The organism is Tritonibacter scottomollicae (assembly GCF_003003215.1).
GTDB classification, from domain to species: domain Bacteria; phylum Pseudomonadota; class Alphaproteobacteria; order Rhodobacterales; family Rhodobacteraceae; genus Epibacterium; species Epibacterium scottomollicae.
Genome location: NZ_PVUF01000005.1, coordinates 202,881 through 228,152, shown reverse-complemented (window position 1 = coordinate 228,152; position 25,272 = coordinate 202,881). Strand labels below are relative to the sequence as shown.

23 protein-coding genes are annotated in these 25,272 nt (G+C 59.5%); 8 read left to right on the top strand and 15 right to left on the bottom strand.

Annotation, left to right across the window (positions count from 1 at the left end; all coding sequences use genetic code 11):
- On the bottom strand, positions 1–969 hold the full coding sequence (locus CLV89_RS10850) for a TAXI family TRAP transporter solute-binding subunit (protein ID WP_106163676.1): 969 nt from the start codon (positions 967–969) through the stop codon (positions 1–3).
- 805 nt (positions 970–1,774) lie between these two features.
- On the bottom strand, positions 1,775–2,998 hold the full coding sequence (locus CLV89_RS10845) for an acyl-CoA dehydrogenase (protein WP_207796913.1): 1,224 nt from the start codon (positions 2,996–2,998) through the stop codon (positions 1,775–1,777).
- A 97-nt stretch (positions 2,999–3,095) separates the two neighbouring features.
- Between CLV89_RS10845 and CLV89_RS10840 the strand changes: the two genes are divergently transcribed.
- Complete coding sequence (locus CLV89_RS10840) at positions 3,096–4,007, top strand: LysR family transcriptional regulator (RefSeq protein ID WP_106163675.1); 912 nt, start codon at positions 3,096–3,098, stop codon at positions 4,005–4,007.
- A gap of 53 nt (positions 4,008–4,060) precedes the next feature.
- Here CLV89_RS10840 and phoB read toward each other — a convergent pair whose 3' ends face one another.
- The 11 genes from phoB to CLV89_RS10785 form a co-directional block, all read right to left on the bottom strand.
- Entirely contained in the window at positions 4,061–4,750 is a 690-nt protein-coding gene (gene phoB / locus CLV89_RS10835; RefSeq protein WP_106163674.1) for a phosphate regulon transcriptional regulator PhoB, read from the bottom strand.
- A gap of 3 nt (positions 4,751–4,753) precedes the next feature.
- A complete protein-coding gene (gene phoU / locus CLV89_RS10830; protein ID WP_106163673.1) occupies positions 4,754–5,464 on the bottom strand; it encodes a phosphate signaling complex protein PhoU in 711 nt (236 codons plus the stop codon).
- A 17-nt stretch (positions 5,465–5,481) separates the two neighbouring features.
- Positions 5,482–6,279 (bottom strand): phosphate ABC transporter ATP-binding protein PstB, encoded by a 798-nt coding sequence (gene pstB, locus CLV89_RS10825; RefSeq protein ID WP_106163672.1) that lies wholly within the window; start codon positions 6,277–6,279, stop codon positions 5,482–5,484.
- Between the two features lie 14 nt (positions 6,280–6,293).
- Positions 6,294–7,622, bottom strand: coding sequence for a phosphate ABC transporter permease PstA (pstA, locus tag CLV89_RS10820; protein WP_106163671.1), 1,329 nt, complete (start codon positions 7,620–7,622; stop codon positions 6,294–6,296).
- The gene (pstC, locus tag CLV89_RS10815; protein WP_106163739.1) at positions 7,619–9,091 is read right to left on the bottom strand and encodes a phosphate ABC transporter permease subunit PstC; all 1,473 of its coding nucleotides are present in this window, start codon (positions 9,089–9,091) and stop codon (positions 7,619–7,621) included. Before pstC ends, pstA begins: the two co-directional genes overlap by 4 nt.
- A gap of 94 nt (positions 9,092–9,185) precedes the next feature.
- Positions 9,186–10,226, bottom strand: a complete 1,041-nt coding sequence (locus CLV89_RS10810; protein WP_106163670.1) for a substrate-binding domain-containing protein — start codon at positions 10,224–10,226, stop codon at positions 9,186–9,188.
- Positions 10,227–10,537: 311 nt separating this feature from the next.
- Entirely contained in the window at positions 10,538–11,578 is a 1,041-nt protein-coding gene (locus CLV89_RS10805; RefSeq protein WP_106163669.1) for a sensor histidine kinase, read from the bottom strand.
- A gap of 54 nt (positions 11,579–11,632) precedes the next feature.
- On the bottom strand, positions 11,633–12,790 hold the full coding sequence (locus CLV89_RS10800; RefSeq protein ID WP_165798120.1) for a trans-sulfuration enzyme family protein: 1,158 nt from the start codon (positions 12,788–12,790) through the stop codon (positions 11,633–11,635).
- Between the two features lie 26 nt (positions 12,791–12,816).
- Entirely contained in the window at positions 12,817–13,338 is a 522-nt protein-coding gene (locus CLV89_RS10795; protein WP_106163667.1) for a gamma carbonic anhydrase family protein, read from the bottom strand.
- Entirely contained in the window at positions 13,335–13,988 is a 654-nt protein-coding gene (gene gmk / locus CLV89_RS10790; RefSeq protein ID WP_106163666.1) for a guanylate kinase, read from the bottom strand. Before gmk ends, CLV89_RS10795 begins: the two co-directional genes overlap by 4 nt.
- 15 nt (positions 13,989–14,003) lie before the next feature.
- Positions 14,004–14,900, bottom strand: a complete 897-nt coding sequence (locus CLV89_RS10785; protein ID WP_106163665.1) for a YicC/YloC family endoribonuclease — start codon at positions 14,898–14,900, stop codon at positions 14,004–14,006.
- 240 nt (positions 14,901–15,140) lie between these two features.
- Here CLV89_RS10785 and CLV89_RS10780 point away from each other — a divergent pair, with 240 nt between their 5' ends.
- On the top strand, positions 15,141–16,094 hold the full coding sequence (locus CLV89_RS10780) for a PAS domain-containing protein (RefSeq protein WP_106163738.1): 954 nt from the start codon (positions 15,141–15,143) through the stop codon (positions 16,092–16,094).
- A gap of 207 nt (positions 16,095–16,301) precedes the next feature.
- Here CLV89_RS10780 and CLV89_RS10775 read toward each other — a convergent pair whose 3' ends face one another.
- Positions 16,302–17,672 carry a class II 3-deoxy-7-phosphoheptulonate synthase gene (locus CLV89_RS10775; protein WP_106163664.1) on the bottom strand — a complete coding sequence of 457 codons (1,371 nt, stop codon included), beginning with the start codon at positions 17,670–17,672 and terminating at the stop codon, positions 16,302–16,304.
- Between the two features lie 199 nt (positions 17,673–17,871).
- On the opposite strand from CLV89_RS10775, the gene CLV89_RS10770 reads away from it, so the two are divergent.
- The gene (locus CLV89_RS10770; RefSeq protein ID WP_106163663.1) at positions 17,872–18,876 is read left to right on the top strand and encodes a GlxA family transcriptional regulator; all 1,005 of its coding nucleotides are present in this window, start codon (positions 17,872–17,874) and stop codon (positions 18,874–18,876) included.
- A 3-nt stretch (positions 18,877–18,879) separates the two neighbouring features.
- Here the strand turns inward: CLV89_RS10770 and CLV89_RS10765 are convergent, their stop codons facing one another.
- Positions 18,880–19,986 (bottom strand): PQQ-dependent sugar dehydrogenase, encoded by a 1,107-nt coding sequence (locus CLV89_RS10765; protein WP_106163662.1) that lies wholly within the window; start codon positions 19,984–19,986, stop codon positions 18,880–18,882.
- Positions 19,987–20,125: 139 nt separating this feature from the next.
- Here CLV89_RS10765 and CLV89_RS10760 point away from each other — a divergent pair, with 139 nt between their 5' ends.
- The 5 genes from CLV89_RS10760 to CLV89_RS10740 all read left to right on the top strand — a co-directional run bounded on the left by CLV89_RS10760 (position 20,126) and on the right by CLV89_RS10740 (position 25,264).
- Positions 20,126–21,319 (top strand): ABC transporter substrate-binding protein, encoded by a 1,194-nt coding sequence (locus CLV89_RS10760; protein ID WP_106163661.1) that lies wholly within the window; start codon positions 20,126–20,128, stop codon positions 21,317–21,319.
- A 107-nt stretch (positions 21,320–21,426) separates the two neighbouring features.
- The gene (locus CLV89_RS10755) at positions 21,427–22,218 is read left to right on the top strand and encodes an ABC transporter ATP-binding protein (protein WP_106163660.1); all 792 of its coding nucleotides are present in this window, start codon (positions 21,427–21,429) and stop codon (positions 22,216–22,218) included.
- The gene (locus CLV89_RS10750) at positions 22,215–22,928 is read left to right on the top strand and encodes an ABC transporter ATP-binding protein (RefSeq protein ID WP_106163659.1); all 714 of its coding nucleotides are present in this window, start codon (positions 22,215–22,217) and stop codon (positions 22,926–22,928) included. Before CLV89_RS10755 ends, CLV89_RS10750 begins: the two co-directional genes overlap by 4 nt.
- Before the next feature lie 3 nt (positions 22,929–22,931).
- Positions 22,932–23,942, top strand: a complete 1,011-nt coding sequence (locus CLV89_RS10745) for a branched-chain amino acid ABC transporter permease (RefSeq protein ID WP_106163658.1) — start codon at positions 22,932–22,934, stop codon at positions 23,940–23,942.
- The gene (locus tag CLV89_RS10740; RefSeq protein ID WP_106163657.1) at positions 23,939–25,264 is read left to right on the top strand and encodes a branched-chain amino acid ABC transporter permease; all 1,326 of its coding nucleotides are present in this window, start codon (positions 23,939–23,941) and stop codon (positions 25,262–25,264) included. The genes CLV89_RS10745 and CLV89_RS10740 overlap by 4 nt, the downstream gene beginning before the upstream one ends.
- Positions 25,265–25,272 lie beyond the last annotated feature (8 nt).

Genomic DNA, 25,272 nt, shown 5'->3' with positions numbered 1-25,272 from the left:
TCACTTCCAGCCGCGCTCTTTGTAGTACTTCATGGCGCCGGGGTGAATGTCGGCGGACAGTGCATCGCTGACCATCTCTTCTTCCGACAGGCGGGCAAAGGCTGGGTGCAGCTTTTTGAAGTCTTCAAAGTTCTCGAACACGGCGCTGACAACGGCATAGACCACGTCGTCTGACACGTCCGAAGAGGTCACGAAGGTTGCTTTGGGACCCCAGGACGGGATGTCCTCGTCATTGCCAGGGTACATGCCACCGGGAATGGTTGCGGCCGCGTACGGGGAGTTCTCAGCGAGCAGAGTGTCAATGTTTTCACCTGCCAGCGGGACGATCTTCACGTCACAGGAGGAGGTTGCTTCCTGGCTCGAACCATTTGGCAGACCGGAGGCCCAGATGGTTGCGTCGATCTTGCCGTCGCAGAGCGCTGCGGCTTGTTCGGAGGATTTCAGCTCTGCAGCCAGTGCGAAGTCATCCTGGCTCAGGCCGGAGTACTGCATCAGGGTGTCGGCCAGAACGCGGGTGCCGGAGCCGGGGTTCGCGATGTTGACTTTCTTGCCCTTCAGGTCGTCGACAGATGCGATCTCTGCATCCGCGCGCGCCATCAGGTGCATCGGCTCCGGGTGTACGGAGAACAATGCGCGCAGGCCTTCAAACGCGCCATCATTCTCAAATGCGCCAGTGCCGTCGAGGCCAGCTTTCTGCACGTCGGACTGAACCACGCCGAATTCCAGCTCACCCTGGCGAATGGTGCGGGTGTTGTAGACGGAGCCGCCGGTGGATTCCACGGAGCAGCGAATGCCGTGTTCCTTGCGATCCTTGTTCACCAGACGACAGATCGCGCCGCCCGTCGGATAATAAACGCCGGTCACGCCGCCGGTGCCGATGGTGATGAACTGCTGCTCAGCCGAAGCTGCACCGGCAAAACCGAGTGCAAAAGTAGCAGCAGATGCAAGAAGTGTTTGTTTGAGGACCATGAGTTCTCTCCCTGATTTTAAACCAAAATCGGTCGCGGTGCCGATAATATGCGGGCGTTGCTTCCACAAGTTATTTTTGCAGTCACAACAATACGAGCGTTTCGTGTGGCCGCCTGAAAATGACGTTGTCCAAGTGGGGTATGTCAGGGGGATGTCTGATCTCAACCCCCTGCCCCTCTAAAGCCAATCAGCGATGAAATACGATTTTTCAGCGATAGCCACCGCGCCCTACAAGCAGCAAATGTCTTGAGTGCTCAGGGCGATGCTAGCCAGAGTTTCTTCTGGCGTAAAGTCCGCAAGAGACAGTTCACCGTCTTACCTGTCACGCATCTTGCAGTAAGTCGTGAGAAGACGCTCTCGTCTCATGGTGTGTGGGTCTGTCTTGCAATTTTACAGGCGGCAGGCCTGGCTGAGCGTGATGGGCGCTTCAATTGAGCAAAGTGTTTTAACTAAATACTGGCTGTTTTTCCCGTGACGACGAGCAGCAGATTTGCATAAATTTCGGTACGGCTTGATTGTGCGACGAGCTCTCCAGTGTTTGCACGAATGCGCCCTTGTGCCGCTACCGCTTTCTTCGGCATTGCGTATTTGCAAGATTTGGCTGCCGGTCTTAACGAAGGTTACCACGCGTCACCCGATGTCGAGTGTACTCGGTCTGACTCGTTCACACCTGCCTTCATAATTTAGAACAGCCATGGCCTGTTTCCGCGTGATGATCGGAGCGTCAACAAAGGCCAATCCCCGCAAAACAAAGGGGCTTGCATTTCTGCAAGCCCCGATTTGCACTTTTGATGGACGTTAACGATTAAAAGAACGCCTGCAGGCCGGTTTGCGCACGCCCCAGGATCAATGCATGCACGTCATGCGTCCCCTCGTAAGTGTTCACCGTCTCCAGGTTCATCATGTGACGGATGACCTGGAACTCCAGGCTGATCCCGTTGCCGCCATGCATGTCACGCGCGTGACGGGCAATCTCAAGCGCCTTGCCGCAGTTGTTGCGTTTGACGATCGAAATCATCTCTGGCGCAGCATTGGCTTCGTCCATCAGGCGCCCGACACGCAGCGACGCCTGCAGCCCAAGCGCGATCTCGGTTTGCATATTTGCGAGCTTCAGCTGGAACAGCTGCGTGTTGGCCAGCGGGCGACCAAATTGCTGCCGGTCCAGGCCATATTGACGGGCCGCGTGCCAGCATGCCTCTGCGGCGCCCATTACGCCCCAGCTGATGCCATAGCGTGCGCGATTCAGACAGCCGAACGGGCCTTTCAGGCCTTCGACATGCGGCAGCAAGGCATCTTCGCCAACTTCCACGCCATCCATCACGATCTCGCCGGTGATCGATGCACGCAGCGACATCTTCTTTTCGATCTTCGGTGCGGACAGCCCCTTGGTGCCCTTTTCCAGAACAAAGCCCCGGATCTTGCCGCCATGGGCTTCGGATTTGGCCCAGACCACAAAGACATCCGCGATCGGCGAATTGGAGATCCACATCTTGGAGCCGGTGAGCTTGTAGCCATCAGCGGTCTTCTCGGCGCGGGTTTTCATGCCGGCCGGATCGGAGCCTGCGTCCGGTTCGGTGAGGCCAAAGCAGCCAATCCACTCGCCCGAGGACAATTTGGGAAGATATTTCTGTCGCTGCTCTTCGCTGCCATAGGCGTAGATCGGGTACATGACCAAAGAGCTTTGCACCGACATCATGGAGCGATAGCCGCTGTCGACACGCTCCACTTCACGCGCGACCAGACCATAGGACACGTAACCGCCACCAAGGCCGCCGTATTCTTCAGGAATAGTGGTGCCCAGCAGGCCCATCTCGCCCATCTCGCGAAAGATCTCGGGATCGGTGTGTTCGGTCTGATAGGCCTCGGTCACGCGGCTTTGCAGTTTTTCCTGTGCATAGGCGCGGGCGGACGCTTCAATCATGCGCTCATCTTCGCTGAGCTGGTCGGAGAGCCGCAGCGGATCCTCCCAGTTGAAGCGGCCTAGATCGGGCGCGTCTTTGGCGCGCAGGGTCGGTTTGTCGTCCAGCATGGGGAGCCTCCTCGGATATATGTTGCCGAGAGGTTAAGCGCTCCAGAGGGCGAAAAACAGCGAGACTTTGGAAAGTACCTATGACAAAAGATCATACATGACAGTCCCTCGACGATTTCTGCCTTCGATTGCTTCACTCCGCGCGCTTGAGGCGCTTGATCGCCTTGGCAGCGCCTCTGCTGCGGCGGGTGAATTGGCGCTGACACAGGGTGCCGTCAGTCGGCAACTGCAGGCGTTGGAACGACAAATCGGGGTGGAGCTGATCCTGCGTGATGGCAAGGCTCTGTCGTTGACACCCGAGGCCTCTGCCTATGCGGATGACATCCGCCAGGCGCTTGACCGCGTTGCACAGGCGACGTTGAAATTGCAGTCCGCTCCGCTCGCGGGCAGTTTGAATCTCGCCATCCTGCCTGCCTTTGGAATGCGATGGCTGATGCCGCGTTTGCCAGAATTCTCGCGCCGGTACCCAGATGTGACGATCAATATGTCGACGCGGCTTGCCCCATTCAATTTTGCATCCGAAGCGTTTGATGCAGCGATACATTTTGGACATTCGGATTGGCCTGGAACCGATGCACTCCTTCTCAAACATGAGCAACTTCTACCAGTCTGTGCGCCGGGCTTGTTGGGGCGGACACAGGTCAAGACACCGGCGGATTTATTGGAGTTGCCGCTTCTGCATATCCAGACGCGACCCAAAGCCTGGGCGGACTGGTTCGCGCGCCAAGCCGTGCCAGTGGACGGCAATTTGACAGGCACGACCTATGATCAATTCTCCACCATCAACCAGGCCGCACTACATGGGCTTGGTGTGGCGTTGATGCCGGATTATCTGGTGGAGCAGGATCTGGCGACCGGGAGGCTGATGTCTCTGCATCACCAGGCCGAGGATATTGGCGGCGCCTATTATCTGGTGTGGCCAAGGTCAAAGGCCCGAAACGCAGGTTTGATGCAGTTTCGTGAATGGCTGTCCGGGCAGGCACAACCAGAAGATCCCCTGCCCCGCTAACGACAACGGCCCCGGAAAAACCGGAGCCGTCTCAATCTCTTACAGGTGATTATTCAACCAAGCGCGTATCCGGCGCCGCGGACCGTGCGAACCGGGTCCTGACCGCCGTGCTGTGTCAAAGCTTTGCGCAGCCGTCCGATGTGGACGTCGACCGTACGTGTGTCGACATAGATGTCTCGTCCCCACACACGATCAAGCAGTTGCTCACGGCTCCAGACCCGACCCGGCTTTTCCATGAACGTGGACAGCAAGCGGAATTCAGTCGGGCCCAGCTTCAGGGCATGTTCAGCGCGGCTGACTTTGTGGGTTTCCGAATCCAGAATGATGTCGTCGAACTCCAGTCGCATACCAACCGTCGCAGGACGCACCCGGCGCAGCTGCGTGCGGACCCGCGCCATCAGCTCGATGACCGAATAGGGTTTGACCACATAGTCATCGGCACCGGTCTCGAGTCCGCGGACCTTGTCCACTTCCTCTGACCGGGCTGACAGCATGATGATGGGAATGCCACGGGTTTCAGTGCGCGATTTCAAACGGCGGCAAACCTCGATACCCGTCAGATTGGGCATCATCCAGTCCAATACGATGATATCGGGCATGTCCTCGTCCACGAGGAGCAATGCTTCTTCACCGTTTTCTGCCTTGATGACCCGGAAGCCGTCGGCCTCCAGATTATAGGCCAGCACTTCACGCTGGGCCAGTTCGTCCTCGACGACCAGTACAGTGGGCTGATCGGCTGCCATATCTTAGACCTCCTGGGTCGACACCGAAGTGGTATCGGCCTTCGTACGTTCTTCTTCCGGCTTGTTGCCGGTCACCAAATACACGACCTGCTCCGCCATCGCAGTGACATGGTCGCCCATGCGCTCAACGTTCTTGGCGATGAAATGCAGGTGCATGCAGGACGTGATGTTGCGCGGATCTTCCATCATGTGGGTCAGGAACTCGCGGAACAGCGCGTTGTACATCTGGTCCACGTCGCGATCGCGGTCGATGACATCGCGGGCCAGTTCGTGATCGCGCTGGATGTAGCTGTCCAGCGCATCCTTCAGCATCAGTTCGACTTCGCGGGCCATGCGGCGCAGGGCTGCGGCGCTGTCTGCAACGGCCGGGCTCTGGGCGAGAACGCTGGTACGCTTGGCCATGTTCTTGGCATAGTCGCCGATCCGCTCAAGGTGACCAGAGATTTTCATCACGCTGAGGACGACGCGCAGGTCAACTGCGGCCGGGGCGCGGATTGCGATCACCCGTGCGGCATCTTCGTTGATCAGCTCTTCAAGGCCATCGATCGCGGCGTCTTCCTTAACGACCTTCGCCGCAAGCTCCTCGTCGCGGGTTTCCAATGCGCGGGCGGCTTCCATGATGGCGGCCTCCACGAGGCCACCCATTTTCATGATCCGGGCCTGGATTGCCTCGAGGTCCCGATCAAATGCGGATGCAATGTGTTGCTCTTCCATCAGACTGTCTCTCTACCTTAGCCTATGCGGCCGGTGATGTAGCTTTCGGTGCGAGGATCTTCGGGGTTGGTAAAGATCTGACCGGTCGGACCGAATTCCACGAGGTTGCCAAGGTGGAAGAAGGCGGTTTTCTGGCTCACCCGAGCGGCCTGCTGCATGGAGTGTGTCACGATCACAACAGAGTAGCTTTCGCGCAGCTCGTCGATCAGCTCCTCGACCTGTGCGGTGGCGATCGGGTCCAGGGCCGAGCAGGGTTCGTCCATCAACAGGACCTCTGGCTCAGTGGCCACCGCGCGGGCGATGCACAGACGCTGCTGCTGGCCGCCTGAAAGGCCGGTGCCGGGGGACTGCAGACGGTCCTTCACCTCGTCCCAGATGGCACCGCGGCGCAGGGATCTCTCGACGATCTCGTCCAGGTCTGCCTTGTTCTTGGCAAGACCGTGGATTCGGGGACCATAGGCCACATTATCGTAGATCGATTTTGGAAACGGGTTTGGCTTTTGAAACACCATGCCCACCTGTGCCCGCAGCTGCACCGGATCGACGCGCTTGTCATAGATATCCTCGCCCTCAAGCAGGATGTCCCCGGTGACCCGGCAAATGTCGATCGTGTCGTTCATGCGGTTGAGGCACCGCAGGAAGGTCGACTTGCCACAACCGGACGGGCCGATAAAGGCCGTGACGGTCTTGTCTTCGATCTCCACATTGACGTCTTTGATGGCGTGGGTGTCGCCGTAGTAAACATTGACGTTCTGAGCGGCCATCTTGGTGCGTTGGGCTTCCACGGTACTATCCATTACTGTCATATCGTTCATTTGAGATGCTCCCCTTACCAGCGGCGCTCGAAGCGACGGCGCAGGATGATTGCGATGATATTCATGGTCAGGAGGAACGCCAACAGGATGATGATGCCGCCCCAGGCCTTTTCGTAAAAGCTCGCATCAGCGCGGGCCGCCCAAGTGTAGATCTGCGCCGGCATTGCCGAGTTCGGCTCGGTGAAGCCTGCGACGAACCCATCCGGATAGCCACGCGCGACAAAGCCGACCATGCCGATCAGCAACAGCGGTGCGGTTTCCCCCAGCGCCTGTGCCAGACCGATGATGGTGCCGGTCAAGATGCCCGGTGCCGCCAGCGGCAGTACATGATGGAATACGGCTTGCATCTTGGATGCCCCTACTCCCAAGGCCGCGTCCCGGATCGAAGGTGGTACCGCCTTCAGCGAGGCACGGGTGGAAATGATGATGGTCGGCAGCGTCATCAGCGACAGCACCAGACCACCCACCAGCGGCGCAGATTGCGGCAGATGCATGAACTGGATGAACACCGCGAGGCCAAGGATACCAAACACGATCGACGGAACCGCCGCGAGATTGGAGATGTTCACCTCGATCAGGTCGGTGAACCGGTTCTGCGGCGCGAATTCCTCCAGGTAGATGGACGCGGCCACGCCAATGGGCAGCGACAGCACCAGAACCACCAGCATCATGAAGAAGGAGCCCACAACGGCTGCGCCGATACCGGCCCCGCCTGGGTTGTCCACGCCGGAGTCGGCGCCAGTGATGAAGGTCCAGCTGAAGGCCTGCTTGATGATCTGGGCCTCTTCCAGCGCATCCACCAGATCCAGATCGCTGAGCTGCAGGAACCGGCTGTCCTGCAGGGTCTCGCGGTTCACGCGGCCCTTGTAGTAGCCGTCGACGCGACTGGAGGCGGCCAGCTCGAAGGGAACCGGCTTGCCCACATCGTCCGGAAATTCCTTGTAGTGCGCGCGCAGAGTGCCGCCGACCTTGCCGAGCAGCCGCTCGATCGCGGCTTCGTCAAACTCGACCGACATGCCGCGCTCTTCAAGTTTGCCCTGCAGGGCAGCGATGAAGAGGTTGGAATAGGCCTTGGTCTTGAACAGTTCGCTCTCGGCGGCGTCCATCTGGTCTTGGGTCAGGGTGAATTCGACATTGACCACGGTACGGGTAAAGGCCGGAGCGCCCGAGCGAATGATCGACACGAAGAGCACTGTCAGGAAAAACAGGCCGGTCAGGATCGCCACCATCCCGTAGGCGCGAAAGCGCTTTTCGGCGGCGTTGCGGCGTCGGGTGTTGGCGTCGGCTTGGCGCAGCGACCTGGCGCGCGCAGGGGGCGGGTTGTCCATGCTGGCATCGGTCATTCGTACTGCTCCCGGTATTTACGGACAATGTAGAGGGCGATGATGTTGAGACACAGGGTCAGCACAAAGAGTGTCATGCCGAGCGCGAAGGCGACGAGCGCTTCGGGGCTGGCGAAATCTGCGTCACCTGTCAGCTGGCTGACAATCTTGGCCGTTACCGTGGTCATCGCTTCAAACGGGTTGAGACTGAGTCGGGCCGCGGCCCCTGCCCCAAGTACCACGATCATGGTTTCGCCAATGGCACGCGAGGCGGCCAGCAGAATGGCGCCGACGATGCCCGGAAGTGCTGCTGGGATAACCACCTGGCGGATGGTTTCCGACTGGGTTGCGCCCAGGCCATAGGACCCATCGCGCATCGCCTGCGGCACGGCATTGATGATGTCGTCCGACAGTGAAGAAACAAAGGGGATGAGCATGATGCCCATCACCAACCCCGCAGTCATCACCGCGGTGCCGGCTTGCATCCAGCCCAGCCCCTCGTTGCCAAAGACCTTCAGCAGAAGCGGCCCCACGGTCAGCAGCGCAAAGAGACCGTAGACGATGGTCGGGATGCCTGCGAGGATCTCCAGCAGCGGCTTGGCGATCGACCGGATCCGCGGGCTGGCGTATTCGGACAGGTAGATCGCAGCAAAAAGCCCGATCGGAACCGCCACTGCAAGCGCCACGATGGAAATGTAGAAGGTCCCCCACAGGAGCGGCAGCACGCCCAGATCAGAAGAGCCGCCACGACCGGAAAAGCTCGGCGCCCAGTTTAGACCGAAGAAGAAATCGGATGCCGGATAGAGCTTAAAGAATTCCCATGTGTTGAAGACCAGCGACAACAGGATACCGACGGTGGTGAGAACGGCGATCGAGGCCGCGCCGACCAGCAGGGCGTGAATGCCGAGTTCAACCACATTACGGGCGCGAAACAGGGCGCGCGTCTCGCGCAGGGCAAACAGCGTTCCGGCCAGCGCCAGCACCACTGCAACAATCGACATGATCTGGTAGCCGGTCGCGTTCACGATCCGGTAGCGCTGGGCTGCGCGCAGAACCGGCTGTGTGACCTCCGTGGTCACGATCTGGCCGGCATCCTTGAGCACTTGGGACACATCGGTGAAATCCGCGCGGGCGTTGCGGGCAAACTCTTCGTCCATCACGCCCTGCGCCACGGCGTTGTCGAGCCCGTTTGCGGCGCGGCGGACCTCTGCCATGACCAGCCCACGCGATGAGCCATCGTCGATCACGTTCGCAGGGATCATGCCCGAGATGACGGAGTTAACATAGAGCGGCTGCACCAGGAGCCAGACGATCAACAGGACGAATGTCGGCACCATGGCTTTGAGCGCCACGTTCCAGCCGTAGTAGGACGGCAGCGAATGCAGCTCTCTGCTGTCGCCTCCCGCATTGGCCAGCGCCCGCGACCGGCCGAGCATATAGCCCACCGCCGCGATCACGAGCACGATCAAGATCAGCCAGAATAACGGCATCGTAACCCCCGAGGTCATGTTGTCTTTGAATAGATCCAGAAAGGGATCCGGGGCGGCGTTAAACACCGCCCCGGTCGTCAGTCAGCTGCTGAAATCAGCTGCCGGAGCCCATGGTGGTCGCATTGGCGACAGCTTCTTGGGTCTTTGCCAGTTCTGGGTCAGCCACCAGGCCGTAGTTGGCCAGCGGGCCGGAGGGGCCAGCGATCTCGTCAGCCACGAAGAACTGAGCGTATTCCTGCAGGCCGGGGATCACGCCGATGTGGGCTTTCTTCACGTAGAAGAACAGCGGGCGGGACACGGGGTATTCACCGGTGGAGATGGTCTCGGTGGACGGGGCCACGTCGGACATGGTCGCCACTTTCAGCTTGTCGGTGTTGTTCTCGTAGAACGCCAGACCGAACACGCCGATGCCGTTGGTGTTGGCGTCGATACGCGCCAGAGTTTCGGTGTAGTCGCCGTCGATGTCCACGGACTTGCCGTCCTGGCGCACGTCGAGGCAGGCATCTTCTGCTGCATCTTCGTCCATGCCGCCGTCGAGCATCGCCTGCATGGCGCCGGTTGCTTCACAGCCCTTCAGCAGGACCTTGTCTTCGAAGACTTCGCGGGTGCCGTGCTTGGTGCCGGGGATGAACATTGCGATTTCTGCGTCGGGCAGATCCGCGTTGAATTCGGCCCAGGAGTTGAAGCTGTTTTCAACCAATGCGCCGTCTTTCATCACCTGTGCGCCGATGGCGTTGTAGATGTCGGACGGTTCAAAAGCGGAGAACTCGGGACCGGACTGCTGGGAAGCAAACACGATGCCGTCATAGCCGATGCGGACTTCGATGATGTCGGTCACGCCAGCTTCGGCGCAAGCCTTGATCTCTTTTTCGCGAATTTGGCGCGACGCGTTGGCGACGTCGATGGTGTTTTCGCCAACACCTTCGCAGAAGCGCTTCAGGCCAGCGGAGGAGCCACCGGATTCAACGACCGGGGTCGGGAAATCGGTGTTTTCACCGAACACTTCTGCAACGATCGAAGCATATGGCAGAACGGTGGAGGAGCCAGCGACCTGCACCTGGTCACGCGCAGCGGCTGCGGTGGCCGATACAGCTGCGATTGCCAGGGTGGATGCGGTCAGTTTCACAAAGGACATCTACGTCTCCATGAGTTTAAGAAATTTACGATCACCCCCAAGATGATCTTGAGCCCCTCCTAGAAGGCTCAGGTGTGGCTTTTGTGACAGCTATGTAACAGTTACATGACGACCCGGGCCCTACCCTGAAAAAAAATCGAAATACTCACGAGAAATAGGGATTTGCCGCGCCGCACGTAGGGCACGCCTCGGGGAATGCGACGATGCAAAGATTAATCGGCTGTCACACAAGCCCCAGATTACGCCCGGTGATGCGACGCAGATGGGCCTGAAAGGCTTCGTTTGGGGTCAGATTCGCGCGTGTGACGCTGTTATTGCGGCAGGATGACCGTGAAGGTCGCACCCTTTCCAAGATCGCTTTCCACCCGCAACCGGCCACGGTGCCTGTTGATGATGTGTTTCACGATCGCCAGGCCAAGCCCCGTGCCACCCAGCTCTCGTGATCTGTGGTTGTCAGCACGATAGAAGCGTTCAGTGAGACGGGGCAGATGCACCGGGTTGATGCCGGGGCCGTCATCAATGACCTGCACCCGCACAGCCGGGCATCGCAGCGCCGGGTCGCGTTCCAGCACGGTCAGGGTCACGGAGACGTTTTCGCCGCCGTATTTCAAACCGTTTTCGATCAGGTTGGTGAAAACCTGCTGAATTTGATCGGCGTCCGCCGGAATGTCCACCGGCGTGTCCGGCGCCTCCAGCGTCAGGGACGTCCCGCCGGATGTGGCAAGCGGTTCCAGGGACTTGATGGTGGACTTCAAATGCTCCACCAGATCGATGCGCTCCTTGGGGCGCACGCGTTCCTCGCTCTCCACCCGGTTCAGCGACAGCAGATCCCCCACCAACCGGTTCATGCGGCTGGCCTCGCCTTCCATGATGCCGAGAAACCGATCCCGGGCGTTGGGGTCATCCCGTGCAGCCCCGCGCAGGGTTTCGATAAACCCCATGAGCGCGGTCAGCGGCGTGCGCAGTTCATGGCTGACGTTGGCCACAAAGTCCCGGCGCATCTGGCCAACGGTTTCCCGGTCGGTGATATCTGCAAAACAGACCAATACAGCACCGCCTTTGACCGCGCCGACGCCAGGAACATACCGCAGAGTGACCTCGAAAGTCGTGTCCTGTGCGCCATCGTTAGACAGGTGGCGCGCGGTGCGTGGCTGGCGGTCCAAAAGGCAGGTCTCGATCGCCGTGGTGACGCCCGGTTGACGCAGGATCGTGGCAAAGTGCCGCCCGACGATCTGCGGACCCAGAAGCGTTATACCCTCGACATTGGCCGCGATGAACCGCTCGGTCTGGTCGACCAAGACGGCTGGCATCGGTATCGCGGCCAGCAGACCGTCGATTAACTCTTGCGACATGAGACTCTGCCTCGTTGTTTTTGTCGTGGCGATCTGTTTAGCCGGGAAATGTAACTATGACGTGGCAGCCGTGATCGCGTCTTCGAAGATGCGGCAGAGCGTGTCTGGATCCTCCAGCCCGACCGAAACGCGAAAGAACCCCTCGTGCAAACCCAGCTCGGCGCGGTTCTCAGGCGACAGCGCCCGATGTGACGAGGAGGCGGGGTGCGACAGCGTGGTGCCCACATCCCCCAGCGTCGGCGCAAAGGACAGCCCCTCCGCGGCACGGGTGAAGGCATTGGCGGCGGCGCGCCCGCCATCGAGCTCAAAGCTGACCATGTTACAGCCCCTGCCCTTCAGCAGCGTTTCTGCACGCCCGTGATCGGGGTGGTCGTGACGCGTCGGATACAGCACACGCTTGACACCCGGCAGCCCTGCAATGTGGTCGGCCAGACGGGCGGCTGTGGCTTCGGCACGGTCAAAGCGCAGGTCAAACGACAGCAAACCGCGCTCCGCCAGCCAGCAGTCAAAGGGGCTTGGCGTCATGCCGGTGGTGACGGAAAACACCCGCATCCGGTCATTGAGCGCGGCATCCTTGGCGACCACATAGCCCAGCATCACGTCGGAATGCCCCGCCAGCAGCTTGGTCACCGAGTGAATCACGATGTCGGCACCATGATCAAACGGCTTGAACCCGCGCGGCGTGGTAAAGGTATTGTCGACGACCAGCAGGAGGCCGTGTTCGCGGCACAGCGCGGCAATCCCGTCGATATCCGCCACCGCCAGCGTTGGATTGGACACAGCCTCCACTAAGATGAGCTTGGTCTCGGGACGGATGGCGGCGCGGATGGCCTCCACATCGCCGGGGTTGGCCAATGTCGTCGCGATGCCGAGACGCGGCAGGTCTTCCTTCATCAATCGCAGGGAGCGGCCATATAGCTGATCGCCGCCGATGACGTGGTCGCCTGTCTGCAACAGCCCCATGAGCACGGCAGAGACCGCCGCCATGCCGGAACCGGTCACCACACCACCCGTTGCCCCCTCCATATCATCAAGACGGCGCGCGATCACATCGGCGTTTGGGTGCCCCTCACGTGAGTAAGTATAACCGTGTACGCGGCCCTCATACTGATCGTCCAGCGCATCCGGGGTCTCGGATGCGTAGACAACAGAGGGACTGAGCGGGGTGACCACGGGATGGCTGGCGCTCTCGGGCAGACCATGCGGACGCATGACGGAGGGGCGGGAATTCTTCACGGTCAAATCTCCTTCAGCTCCGCTTTGAAGCGGCGCATATTCTCCTGATAATGCAGGGCACTGTCGGTCAGCTTGGCGGCGAGGGCGGCGTCCACTTCGCGCACCACTTTGCCCGGTGCGCCCATGACCAGAGAATTATCAGGAATTTCCTTGTTCTCCGTGATCAGAGCGCCCGCGCCTATCAGACAGTTCTTACCGATCTTGGCACCGTTGAGAATGGTGGCCCCCATGCCGATCAGGGAGTTGTCGCCAATGATGCAGCCATGCAGCATGACCTTGTGACCAATGGTGCAGTTCTCACCAATGCTGAGGGGATAGCCCGCATCAATATGCATAACCACGTTTTCCTGCACGTTGGAGCCACGGCCAACGCGGATTTCCTCGTGATCGGCGCGGATGGTGACGCCGAACCAGACCGAGGCCCCATCCTCCAGCACCACCTGCCCGATCAGGTTGGCATCCGGGGCGATCCAGGTGTCGGGGTGGATCTGCGGCTGATGGGCTCCAAGGGCATAAAGGGTCATGACAGCTCCTCGAATTCCTGTTGCAGGGTGCGCGCGTGGTCGATCAGCGATGGTTGCTGCAGGCGGCGCAGACGTGTGGCCTTGATGATCGTCTTGAGGTTCTCTTCGGTCTCGTCGAGATCCTCGTTGATCAGCACATGGTCATAAGAACCCCAGTGCGAAATCTCGTCCCAGCTTTTCTGCATCCGGCGCTGGATGGTCTCGTCATCGTCCTGCGCCCGGTTTTCCAGCCGGCGCCGCAGCTCGGTGATCGAGGGCGGCAGCAGGAAAATCGACAGCGTGTGCTTGCCGAGATCGGAGTTGGTGATCTGCTGCGCGCCCTGCCAGTCGATATCAAACAGCACGTCCTGACCGTCGTTAATGGCGTGCTGCACGGGCCCTTTGGGCGAACCGTAGAAATTGCCGAACACATGCGCGTGCTCCAGCATCTCGCCATCGGCCACGTCATGTTTGAACGAGTCGACCGAGACGAAATGGTAATCCTGCCCGTCCACCTCGCCGGGGCGCGGTTTGCGCGTGGTGGCAGAGACGGAAAAGCTGATGTCGCTGTCCCAGGCCCGTAGCCGCTTTGCCAATGTCGATTTGCCCGCGCCGGAGGGCGACGACAGGATGATGAGAAGGCCCCGCCGCTGTGCCTGTTTCTGTGCCATGAGAGGGGTCGCTCCTTATTCTATGTTCTGGACTTGCTCGCGCATCTGGTCGATCACGGTTTTGAGTTCCAAACCCACTTCGGTCAAGGCCGCGTTCTGCGCTTTTGAACAGAGCGTGTTGGCCTCTCGGTTGAACTCCTGCATCAGGAAGTCCAGCTTTCGCCCGATCAGGCCTCCCTTGTCGAGCAGAGCGCGCGCGGCAGTGACATGGGCCGCGAGCCGGTCCAGCTCCTCTGTCACATCCGACTTCACCGCGATCAGCGCCAGCTCCTGCGCGACACGATCCGGATCGGCGCCTTCACTGTTCTGAATCACCCGGGCAAGGTTCGCTTTCAGCGCGTCCTCAATCTGCAGCTGACGATCCGCAGCGCGCTGGGCGGCTTGGTTGCAAAGCGTTTCAATACGGGACAGCTGATCTGTGAGCACCTGAGACAGTGCGGCGCCCTCGGTCGCGCGCATGTTAACAAAGTCATTCAGAAGTGAGTCGAATTCGGATAGGAGCATCTTTACCAGATGTTCGGTATTTTGCTCTGCGGAGGCCTGCTCCAACACGCCACGCATCTGAAGGATATCCGTTGCGCGAACGGGTGCGAGCACCAGACCGACCTGCTCGGCCTGTGCTTGCGTCGTGCGGACGGATGCAAGGGCGCTCTCCAATGCGGCGGTGTTGATCTGCATCTGTCCCTTGCCGTCCTCGGCTCGGCTCAGACGCAGGTTGATCGACACATTGCCACGGCCAAGCCTCTTGGATGCGCGCTTTTTCAGTTCATTTTCAAGACCTTCAAGCCAATCCGGCACCCGTGCGCGCAGGTCCAGCCCCTTGGCGTTGACCGATCTGATATCCCAGACCCAAGTATACCCGTCCTGTGCGCCCTGCCCGGATGCAAAGCCTGTCATGGAATGCAATGTCATCTGTGACCCTCCTTGATCCTGAATACAGGTGCAGGGCACCGGGTCAATGCCAGCCGCATAGCAGAACGCGCGAAGGCGGAGGGGTGCTATCCTAAAGTGTTAACCATTGATTAAACTATTGGTCCAAACTTTAGCTATATTGTGTCATGTTAACTCCAAGGTAACCAATTTGACGTTAACCCTTGGGCATGGGTCTCTTGCCAGGGTTCGATGTCGAAACCGGATGCAGAGGACATGAAAATGATTTTTCGCGGTCACGACGGCGCAGACAAGAAGACGGGGTTGGACAAGGTGGTAGCAATGGATCGCTTTCGCGCACGCTCTAACGTGTCGCCGCTGCGTCAGGCTGAGGCATACTGGTCCGCACTGCGTCGAGGCGATGAGATTCCCAGCCGCTCACAGGTTGATCCGCGTGGGCTGGAAAACATCCTGAGCCAGACTTTTATTCTGGAACGGGTCGCTCCGGGAATCGCCCGGTTCCGTCTGGCCGGCCAGCGCGTCAATGAACTCGCCGGGATGGAAGTGCGCGGCATGCCGCTGACGGCTTTCTTCACGGTAGATGCACGCAAGACCATCAGCGCCGCTCTGGAGCATATGTTCGAAGACCCCTCCATTCTGGAATTCGACCTAAAGACCGAAGCAACCCGCATGCGGGGCAGCCGCACAGCGCGTATGATACTGCTACCGCTGCGCAGCGATCTTGGCGATGTCAGCCGTGCGCTGGGCGTTCTGGTGTCCGAGGGTGCCGCAAGCCGTGTGTCGCAGCGCTTCAGCGTCGAAAGCTATGACGTGCGCAAAGTTGGCAAGGCCTCGGGTGACGCGCTGGACAAGCCTGAATTCAAGGCGACCCCGCGCGTATCCGAGCCAGGTTTACAAGACCGTCCGCGGCGCGACCTGTCGACCGGCAAGACGTCCGAGACGACGGGCTTTTCTGAGCCGCGCACGTCCTTTGAACGCAAGTCCACCAGCTTGATGGATGAGGCGAGATCACTGCTGGATCGGGCACGCCGTGAGAATGACGAGGCGTTGAAATCGACACGCACCCCGGTCAGAAGTGATACCGAAACCACCAGCTCCGTGACGCTGGAAACGGTATCGACAACCGAGGTGGAAAAACTGGTGTCCCGACCGCCGCGCGGTGGCAAGCTGCGCAAAGACGCATCACATCTGCGTCTGGTGGTTTCGCGGGACTGATTGCTAAAATTCTAGTCAAAATCGCGACTAATACGTATAAGTTTCAACCTACTGGACATAGACGTTGAAGCATTGACGCCCGGACACAGAATGTGTTCCGGGCGTTCTTTTTTTGTCGATTGTCTGGCCTTGCGGCGTCGGTAATCCCCACAAAAAAAAACGGCCCGCATCTCCATGCGGGCCGTCAATGCAACGATAAATCGGTTCTTATATCGCAGCGCGGCTTTCGCCCGGTGTCCGCAGGCGCGACAGTTCCTCGGCGACGAGGAAGGCCAGCTCCAGCGACTGATCCGCGTTGAGGCGCGGGTCACAAGCGGTGTGATAGCGATCACTGAGGTTTTCCTCCGTCACGTCCCGCACCCCGCCGGTGCATTCGGTGACGTCCTGGCCGGTCATCTCGAAATGCACACCACCGGGGATGGTGCCCTCGGCCTGGTGCACCCCGAAGAAGTCGCGCACTTCGCGCAGTACAGAATCGAAGGGCCGTGTCTTGTAGCCCGTGGCGGATTTGATGGTGTTGCCATGCATCGGATCGCAGACCCAGGTCACCTTGGCGCCCTCTTCCTTGACCGCCTGCACCAGACGCGGCAGGTGCTCACCCGCCTTGCCAGCACCGAAGCGTGCGATCAGGGTCAGCTTGCCCTCCTCGTTCTCCGGGTTGAGCTTCTGCATCAGGACCTTGAGATCCTCGGCGGTGGTGGTCGGACCACATTTCAAACCGATCGGATTCAGCACACCGCTGCAGAATTCCACATGCGCGCCGTCCGGCTGGCGGGTGCGGTCGCCGATCCAGATCATGTGACCGGAGCCTGCCAGCCATTTTCCGGAGGTCGAATCAAGACGGGTCAGCGCCTCTTCATATTCCAGTAGCAGCCCTTCATGGCTGGTGTAGAATTCCACCGTCTGCAGCGTATGCGCAGTGTCCTTGGTGACGCCTGCCGCCTTCATGAAGTCCAGCGTATCGGTGATCCGGTTCGCCATGTCGCGATAGGCCTCGGCCTTTTCACCTTCGGTAAAGCCAAGCGTCCAGGCGTGTACCTGATGCACATCTGCGTAGCCGCCGGTGGAGAAGGCGCGGATCAGGTTCAGCGTCGCCGCGGCCTGAGTATAGGCCTGCAGCATCTTTTTCGGATCCGGAATGCGCGCGTCGGACGTAAAGGCCAGCTCGTTGATGATGTCACCGCGATAGCTCGGCAGCTCAACACCGTCGATGGTCTCGGTTGGGGCGGAACGCGGCTTTGCGAATTGCCCGGCCATACGCCCAACCTTCACCACCGGCACCTTGGCGCCGTAGGTCAGCACCATGGCCATCTGCAACATCACCTTGAAGGTGTCGCGAATGCCATCGGCGCTGAATTGCTCAAAGCTCTCGGCGCAGTCACCGCCCTGCAGCAGGAAGGCCTCGCCACGTCCCGCTGCCCCAAGCTGGGACTTCAGGCGGCGCGCTTCACCGGCAAAAACCAGCGGCGGATATTTCCCCAATTGCGCTTCGACGGAGTGCAGCGCGTCCTGATCCAGATAGTCCGGCATCTGGACTCGCGGCTTGTTGCGCCAGTTCGTTTTTTGCCAATCGCTCATGGCTCATACTCCGAAAATAACTTTGGAACCCGGTTTTACGAAAGAAGCGTATATAGAAGAGCGCTAACAGTGGCCAGTTTAGAATTTCCACGTCTTGACCCCGGTGCTATCCTGTGAGCAGGTTTTTGAATTCGCGACGTTACGTCGCGCGGCTTTCCCAGCACCGTCTATGAAGACCCGTTTTGTAAGGACCCGAGCCATGCAAGCCAAGCCAGAGGCGCCACCTGAACTGACTTCAGATGGCAAACATCGCCGGTTTACGTTTGTTCTTCTGGATCAGTTCACGCTCCTGTGTTTTTCCGCCGCGATGGAATCGCTTCGGATCGCCAATCGCATGGCTGGTCAGGAGTTATATTCCTGGAACGTCCTAGGCGAAGGCGGGGAAACCGTAACCTGCTCTGCTGGAACGGTCTTTCAGGTCGAATCTGATCTGAATGAGCTGCAACGTGATGACACGATCATGCTCTGCGGCGGCATCGAGGTGCAAAAAGCCACCACAAAGCGGGTCCTGTCCTGGTTGCGGCGCGAGTCCCGCAAGGGGTTGACCATCGCTGGGCTCTGCACGGCCTCCTACACGCTGGCCAAGGCCGGCTTGCTGGATGGCAAGCGTGCGACCATCCATTGGGAGAACTCCGACAGTTTTGCCGAAGAGTTCGAGGAGGTCGATCTGACGAAATCGGTCTTCGTCATTGATGGCAACCGTATGTCAACCGCTGGCGGCACCTCTTCCATCGACTTGATGCTGAAGATCATCGCCGAAGATCATGGTGAGGAACTGGCCAACATGGTGGCGGATCAGCTGATCTATTCCTCTATCCGGACCGATCAGGACGTGCAGCGCCTGTCCATTCCGACCCGCATCGGGGTGCGTCATCCCAAGCTGTCGATGGTAATCCAGATGATGGAGAAACACATCGAAGAACCGATCAGCCCGTCCATCCTCGCCGAGGATGTCGGCATGTCGACGCGCCAGCTGGAGCGATTGTTCCGCCGTTATCTCAACCGCAGCCCCAAACGCTATTACATGGAGCTGCGTCTGCAGAAAGCGCGCAACCTGTTGATGCAAACCGATATGAGCGTGATCAACGTCGCGCTGGCCTGTGGCTTTGCCTCACCGTCGCATTTCTCCAAATGCTATCGCGCCCATTACGATACCACGCCGTATCGTGAGCGTGGCAGCAAGGGCGCGCGTCAGGTCACCTGAGCGTCATTCCGGGGTGATCCGGTAGAGGGCGCCCTCATACTCGGAGATAAACCATATCGACCCGTCCGGGGCCTCTCGCAGGTCGCGGACGCGGCCGGTCTGCGGCGCTTTCAACTTCTCGACCTCTTGCAGATTCGACCCAGAGAGCCTTGAAATGTAATCGAACTTCAAAGACCCTACGAAGATATCACCACGCCATTGCGGCCAGAGGGCGCCGGAGTAGATCATCATGCCGGAGGGCGCGATGGAGGGATCCCAATACCATTCCGGCTGCTTCAGTCCCGGCTTCTCAGCCCCCTCGCCGATCTTGCGACCCGAGTAATGCCGCCCATAGGAAATCACGGGCCAGCCGTAATTCTGTCCTCTCTCGATCAGGTTGACCTCGTCGCCACCTTTTGCCCCGTGCTCGACGCCCCAGAGCTGTCCGCGGTCGTCCATCGCCAAGCCCTGCGGATTACGATGGCCATAGGACCAGATCGCCGGGCGTGCGCCTTCAACGTTCACAAACGGGTTGTCGCCCGGAATGCGACCGTCGGGCAGGATCCGGATAATGGACCCCTGCTCGCGCGACAGATCCTGTGCGCTGGGGCGATCACCGCGCTCCCCCAGCGTCACAAACAGGCTGCCGTCTTTCGCTTCAACCAGCCGCGACCCGAAATGTCGCCCGCCGCGGGCTCCGGCTCGTGCCTCAAATATCACTTTCAAGTCAGTGACTTCTGAAAGGTCGTTGCTGAGTGTTCCGACGGCGACCGCGGTTCCCGCTCCTCGCCCCTGTGATTTTGCGAAGGTAAAGTAGACGCGTCGGCTCTGGGCGAAATCGCGTGCGGCAACGACATCCAAAAGACCGCCTTGCCCATCTGCGGCAACCTCCGGCGCGCCACGGACCTGCTGTTTGCTCCCCTCCTTGACGTACCACAGCGCGCCGTTGCGTTCCGTCAGAAGGACGCCGCCCTCAGACAGGAAGGTGAACCCCCAGGGAACGTTGAAGCCATCGGCGATCTTTTGAACGCGTAACGTTCCCTGACTGCTTTCCATCGCGCGCGCGCCGAAAGGTGCAAGCACCCCGGCGCCCAGGGCAAGAGTGATGATCAAGGCGAGACATCGAAACATCGGCTTTCTCCTTTGAAAGGCGGGTGTTAGCGCCCACATGTGAGGGCAGAAAAAAGCGGGTCTGATCGCTCTTCCCTTTCCTGCGGGGCTTGCATAGGGTTCCTGACGAACAACATTGTTCCAACAAGGGAGTTTTCAAATGAAAAAACTGCTGACTGCGACGGCGGCCATTGCGCTGAGCGCCGGCACCGCGTTTGCCGATGGCCATGCCAAAGAAGTTAAGCTTGGCGTTCTGTTTGGTTTCACTGGCCCGATCGAGTCCCTGGCACCGACCATGGCGGCTGGTGCCGAGCTGGCGATGGCTGAAGTCACCGAATCCGGCAAGCTGCTGGATGCTGCCAAAGTAACCCCGCTGCGCGCCGAAACAGGCTGCATCGACAATGGTCTGGCCACTGCCAACGCAGAAAAACTGATCGCGGATGGCGCCAACGGCATCGTCGGTGGCGACTGCTCCGGCGTGACGGGCGCGATCCTGCAGAACGTCGCCATTCCAAACGGCATGGTGATGATTTCGCCGTCTGCCAGCTCGCCGGGTCTGACCGCGATGGAGGACAACGGCCTGTTCTTCCGCACCACCCCGTCTGACGCGCGTCAGGGCGAGATCATGGCGTCGATTCTCGCGGATCGTGATGTCGACAGCATCGCCATCACCTACACCAACAACGACTACGGCAAGGGCCTGGCGGATTCGATCCAAGCCGCGTTTGAGGCCGGTGGTGGTGACGTCACGATCGTGACCTCGCACGAAGACGGCAAAGGCGACTATTCTGCCGAAGTGGCGGCACTGGCATCTGCGGGTGGCGATATCCTGGTTGTTGCCGGGTATCTCGACCAAGGTGGTCTGGGCATCATCCAGAGCGCACTCGATACCGGTGCATTCGATACCTTTGGTCTGCCCGATGGCATGATCGGTGATTCGCTGCCCGAAAACATCGGCTCGGACCTGAATGGCTCGTTTGGTCAGATCGCCGGCTCCGACAGCGAAGGCGCAGAGATCTTTGCCGAGATGGCGAATGAAGCCGGGTTCGACGGAACCTCTGCCTACTCGCCCGAAAGCTATGATGCGGCTGCACTTTTCCTGCTGGCCATGCAGGCCTCCGGCTCTGTGGATCCAAAGGATTACGTGTCCAAGATCACCGAAGTTGCCAATGCACCGGGCGAGAAAATCAACCCCGGCGAACTTGGTAAGGCGCTTGAGATCCTCGCCAATGGCGGCGAGATCGACTATGAGGGCGCCACTGGCGTCAACCTCATCGGCCCCGGTGAGAGCGCAGGCTCCTACCGCGAGATCGAAGTGCAGGACGGCAAGAACACGACGGTCAAGTTCCGCTAAGTCGGATCTCGTCGCGATATAGAAATCTGATCAGCCCGGGAGCCATATGCGCCTCGGGCTGTTCCAAATAATAGGGCCGCAGTAACTGACGGCAGGGGAAAAATGACATGATCGTCGTCGAGGATTTGCATAAGCACTTCGGCGGGTTCCACGCGGTTGACGGCGCTTCGCTGGAGATTGCAAAGGGCTCCATTACCGGTTTGATCGGGCCAAACGGCGCCGGAAAAACCACTCTTTTCAATGTTGTGGCAGGTGTATTGCCGCCAACCTCAGGCCGGGTCCTGATGGATGGCGAGGACATCACGGGCTTGCCGCCACATGAGCTGTTCCACAAGGGATTGCTGCGCACCTTCCAGATCGCGCATGAATTTTCCTCGATGACCTGCCGCGAGAACCTGATGATGGTTCCCGGCGATCAGTCGGGTGAGACGCTGTGGAACACCTGGTTTGGTCGCAAGCGCATCGCGGATGAGGAACGCGCCCTGCGGGCCAAGGCGGATGAGGTGCTGGAGTTCCTCACCATCAGCCATATCGCGGACCTGAAGGCGGGCGAGATTTCTGGCGGTCAGAAAAAGCTGCTGGAACTGGGCCGCACCATGATGGTCAACGCCAAGATTGTCTTTCTTGACGAGGTCGGCGCAGGGGTGAACCGGACGCTGCTGTATACCATCGCCGATGCGATCAAGCGCCTCAACGAAGAACGCGGCTACACCTTCGTGGTGATCGAACATGACATGGAATTCATCGGCCGTCTGTGTGACCCGGTGATCGTCATGGCGGAGGGCAAGAAACTGGCCCAAGGCGCCCTGGACGAGATTAAGGCCAACGAGCAGGTGATCGAAGCGTACCTGGGCACGGGTTTGAAAAATAAAGATAAATTGCAGGGGGCGGACGCATGAGCGAACCCTTTCTGATCGGCGACAGCATGACGGGAGGCTACGGCAAGGGGCCGGACATCCTGCATGACTGCACCATCGCGGTGAACTCCGGCGAAATCGCCGTCATCGTCGGTCCCAATGGCGCTGGTAAATCCACCGGCATGAAGGCTGTCTTTGGCATGTTGAACGTGCGCTCCGGCGCGGTTCGGCTCGCGGGCGAGGATATCACTCACCTCAGCCCGCAGGAACGCGTGGTCAAGGGCATGGGGTTTGTGCCGCAGACCAGCAATATTTTCACCTCGATGACGGTAGAAGAGAATCTGGAAATGGGCGCGTTCATCCGCACGGATGATTTCTCCGACACGATGGAGCAGGTCTATCACCTGTTTCCGATCTTGAAGGACAAGCGCTATCAGGCAGCGGGCGAGCTGTCAGGTGGGCAACGTCAGCAGGTGGCCGTGGGTCGCGCGCTGATGACCAAACCCAAGGTCCTGATGCTCGATGAGCCCACGGCGGGTGTCTCACCCATCGTGATGGACGAGCTGTTCGACCGTATCATCGAGGTCGCGCGCACTGGTTTGCCGATCTTGATGGTGGAACAGAACGCCAAGCAAGCGCTTGAAATTGCGGACAAAGGCTATGTTCTGGTGCAAGGCGCAAATGCCTATACCGGCACCGGGCAAGAGCTTCTGGCCGATCCCGAAGTGCGCAAATCTTTTCTGGGAGGCTAAGAGATGGATTTCCTCAACGCCTTCGTGGCGCTTTCAAACTTCGTGCTCATTCCCGGCATCGCCTATGGCAGCCAACTGGCGCTTGGCGCGCTCGGGGTGACGCTGATCTACGGGATTTTGCGGTTCTCAAACTTTGCCCATGGGGACACCATGGCATTTGGGACCATGGTCACGATCCTGTTCACCTGGCTGTTTCAGTCCTGGGGGATCTCTGCGGGGCCCCTGCCGACGGCGCTGCTCGCCCTGCCCATCGGGATTGTTTTCACCATGGCGCTTGTGGTGGTCACGGACCGGGCCGTGTTCAAATTCTATCGCGAGCAAAAGGCCAAGCCCGTGGTGTTCGTCATGGTCTCGCTTGGGGTGATGTTCATGATGAACGGGCTCGTGCGCTTTATCATCGGCCCCGGCGATCAGCGGTTCGGCGATGGCGAGCGTTTCATCATCAAGGCCCGGGCGTTCAAGAATATGACCGGCCTCGATGAGGGGCTTGCGATCAAGACTTCACAAGGCATTACAGTCATCACTGCAATCATCGTGGTGGCGCTGTTGTTCTGGTTCCTGAACAAGACCCGTACCGGTAAATCCATGCGCGCCTACTCCGACAACGAAGATCTGGCGCTGCTGTCAGGCATCAATCCGGAGCGTGTGGTGATCATCACTTGGCTGATCGTGGCGGCACTGGCGACGATCGCAGGCACGCTTTACGGGCTTGATAAGTCTTTCAAACCGTTCACTTACTTCCAGTTGCTCCTGCCGATCTTTGCGGCGGCCATCGTTGGGGGGCTTGGTAGCCCGCTCGGCGCGATCGCCGGCGGTTTTGTCATCGCCATGAGCGAGGTCATGATCACCTACGCCTGGAAAAAGGTCGGCGGGTACATCCTGCCCGAAAGCCTGGCGCCGGACGGGCTCGCGCAGCTCCTGAGCACCGATTATAAATTCGCGGTGTCCTTCGCGATCCTTGTCATCGTGCTGCTGTTCAAACCCACAGGTATCTTCAAGGGGAAAGCAGTATGAGCGATACTTTGAAACATACGCTTCTGTTCGTCGGCGTCGGCCTGCTGCTGGTGCTGGAAGGGACAACCACTGCCTTTGGTGTTTTCTCCGGCTCGTGGAATTCATCGCTGACGATCCTCAATATGGGTCTGATCTCCGCGATCATGGCGCTTGGGGTGAACCTGCAATGGGGCTTCGCCGGTCTGTTCAACGTCGGCATCATGGGCTTCACTGCGCTCGGCGGGCTTGCCGTGGTTCTCACCTCCATGTCGCCCACGCCGGGCGCATGGGAGGCGGGCGGCCAGCAGATCCTGCTGGCTCTGGTGCTTGGCGCCGCGACCATCGGCCTTGCGATCCTTGCCTACCAGAAAATGACCGCCGGGCTGGCACGCACTGCGGCCATGCTGGCCATTCTGATTGTCGGCTTTGTGATCTACCGTGCGGTTCTTGATCCGGGGGTTGAGGCCGTCGAGGGGATCAACGCCGCCCTTGAAGGCAATATTGGCGGTCTTGGGCTGCCGGTTCTGATGGCCTGGCCCTTGGGCGGTCTGCTGGCGGCGGGCGTCGCCTGGCTGATCGGCAAGACCGCGCTGGGACTGCGCTCTGACTACCTCGCGATTGCCACGCTGGGGATTGCAGAGATCATCATTGCAGTTCTCAAGAACGAGGACTGGTTGTCACGTGGCGTCAAGAATGTGGTCGGCCTGCCCCGCCCACTGCCCTACGAGGTCGATTTGCAAGCTGATCCGGCCTTTGTCGAAAAGGCGGCGTCCTGGGGTCTCGATGCAACCACCGCGTCAACGATCTATGTGAAACTGGGGTATTCGGCTCTCTTCGCGATCGTTCTGCTGGTGCTGCTGTGGATGGCGCAAATGGCGCTCAAGAGCCCATGGGGTCGGATGATGCGTGCGATCCGCGACAATGAGGTGGCCGCAAACGCAATGGGTAAGCACGTCACCCGCCGTCACCTGCAGATCTTCATTCTCGGATCTGCCATCTGTGGTGTGGCGGGCGCGATGATGACCACGCTCGACAGTCAGCTGACGCCGGGCACCTATAACCCCCTGCGGTTCACCTTCCTGATCTGGGTCATGGTGATTGTTGGTGGTTCGGGCAATAACTTTGGCGCGGTACTGGGCGGGCTTCTGGTCTGGTTCCTGTGGATCAAGGTCGAGCCGCTTGGCGTTCTGGTGATCGAAATGATCACCTCTGGCATGGCCGAAGACAGCGGGCTTCGCGCCCATCTTCTGGAAAGCGCGGCGCATATGCGACTGTTTACGATGGGCTTGATATTGCTCCTGGTTCTCAGGTTTAGCCCACGCGGTTTGATCCCTGAAAAGTAACAAAAAAC

What these genes read in the sequence shown, in the direction of transcription:
- CLV89_RS10795 (WP_106163667.1), bottom strand. Translation starts at nt 13,338, where the DNA reads ATGACCCTTTATGCCCTTGGAGCCCATCAGCCGCAGATCCACCCCGAC.
- CLV89_RS10805 (WP_106163669.1), bottom strand. Translation starts at nt 11,578, where the DNA reads ATGTCGCAAGAGTTAATCGACGGTCTGCTGGCCGCGATACCGATGCCA.
- CLV89_RS10750 (WP_106163659.1), top strand. Translation starts at nt 22,215, where the DNA reads ATGAGCGAACCCTTTCTGATCGGCGACAGCATGACGGGAGGCTACGGC.
- CLV89_RS10810 (WP_106163670.1), bottom strand. Translation starts at nt 10,226, where the DNA reads ATGTCCTTTGTGAAACTGACCGCATCCACCCTGGCAATCGCAGCTGTA.
- CLV89_RS10760 (WP_106163661.1), top strand. Translation starts at nt 20,126, where the DNA reads ATGAAAAAACTGCTGACTGCGACGGCGGCCATTGCGCTGAGCGCCGGC.
- phoB (WP_106163674.1), bottom strand. Translation starts at nt 4,750, where the DNA reads ATGGCAGCCGATCAGCCCACTGTACTGGTCGTCGAGGACGAACTGGCC.
- CLV89_RS10755 (WP_106163660.1), top strand. Translation starts at nt 21,427, where the DNA reads ATGATCGTCGTCGAGGATTTGCATAAGCACTTCGGCGGGTTCCACGCG.
- gmk (WP_106163666.1), bottom strand. Translation starts at nt 13,988, where the DNA reads ATGGCACAGAAACAGGCACAGCGGCGGGGCCTTCTCATCATCCTGTCG.
- CLV89_RS10770 (WP_106163663.1), top strand. Translation starts at nt 17,872, where the DNA reads ATGCAAGCCAAGCCAGAGGCGCCACCTGAACTGACTTCAGATGGCAAA.
- phoU (WP_106163673.1), bottom strand. Translation starts at nt 5,464, where the DNA reads ATGGAAGAGCAACACATTGCATCCGCATTTGATCGGGACCTCGAGGCA.
- pstA (WP_106163671.1), bottom strand. Translation starts at nt 7,622, where the DNA reads ATGACCGATGCCAGCATGGACAACCCGCCCCCTGCGCGCGCCAGGTCG.
- CLV89_RS10780 (WP_106163738.1), top strand. Translation starts at nt 15,141, where the DNA reads ATGATTTTTCGCGGTCACGACGGCGCAGACAAGAAGACGGGGTTGGAC.
- CLV89_RS10785 (WP_106163665.1), bottom strand. Translation starts at nt 14,900, where the DNA reads ATGACATTGCATTCCATGACAGGCTTTGCATCCGGGCAGGGCGCACAG.
- CLV89_RS10845 (WP_207796913.1), bottom strand. Translation starts at nt 2,998, where the DNA reads ATGCTGGACGACAAACCGACCCTGCGCGCCAAAGACGCGCCCGATCTA.
- CLV89_RS10775 (WP_106163664.1), bottom strand. Translation starts at nt 17,672, where the DNA reads ATGAGCGATTGGCAAAAAACGAACTGGCGCAACAAGCCGCGAGTCCAG.
- CLV89_RS10840 (WP_106163675.1), top strand. Translation starts at nt 3,096, where the DNA reads ATGACAGTCCCTCGACGATTTCTGCCTTCGATTGCTTCACTCCGCGCG.
- CLV89_RS10765 (WP_106163662.1), bottom strand. Translation starts at nt 19,986, where the DNA reads ATGTTTCGATGTCTCGCCTTGATCATCACTCTTGCCCTGGGCGCCGGG.
- pstC (WP_106163739.1), bottom strand. Translation starts at nt 9,091, where the DNA reads ATGCCGTTATTCTGGCTGATCTTGATCGTGCTCGTGATCGCGGCGGTG.
- CLV89_RS10800 (WP_165798120.1), bottom strand. Translation starts at nt 12,790, where the DNA reads ATGCGTCCGCATGGTCTGCCCGAGAGCGCCAGCCATCCCGTGGTCACC.
- pstB (WP_106163672.1), bottom strand. Translation starts at nt 6,279, where the DNA reads ATGAACGATATGACAGTAATGGATAGTACCGTGGAAGCCCAACGCACC.
- CLV89_RS10745 (WP_106163658.1), top strand. Translation starts at nt 22,932, where the DNA reads ATGGATTTCCTCAACGCCTTCGTGGCGCTTTCAAACTTCGTGCTCATT.
- CLV89_RS10740 (WP_106163657.1), top strand. Translation starts at nt 23,939, where the DNA reads ATGAGCGATACTTTGAAACATACGCTTCTGTTCGTCGGCGTCGGCCTG.
- CLV89_RS10850 (WP_106163676.1), bottom strand. Translation starts at nt 969, where the DNA reads ATGGTCCTCAAACAAACACTTCTTGCATCTGCTGCTACTTTTGCACTC.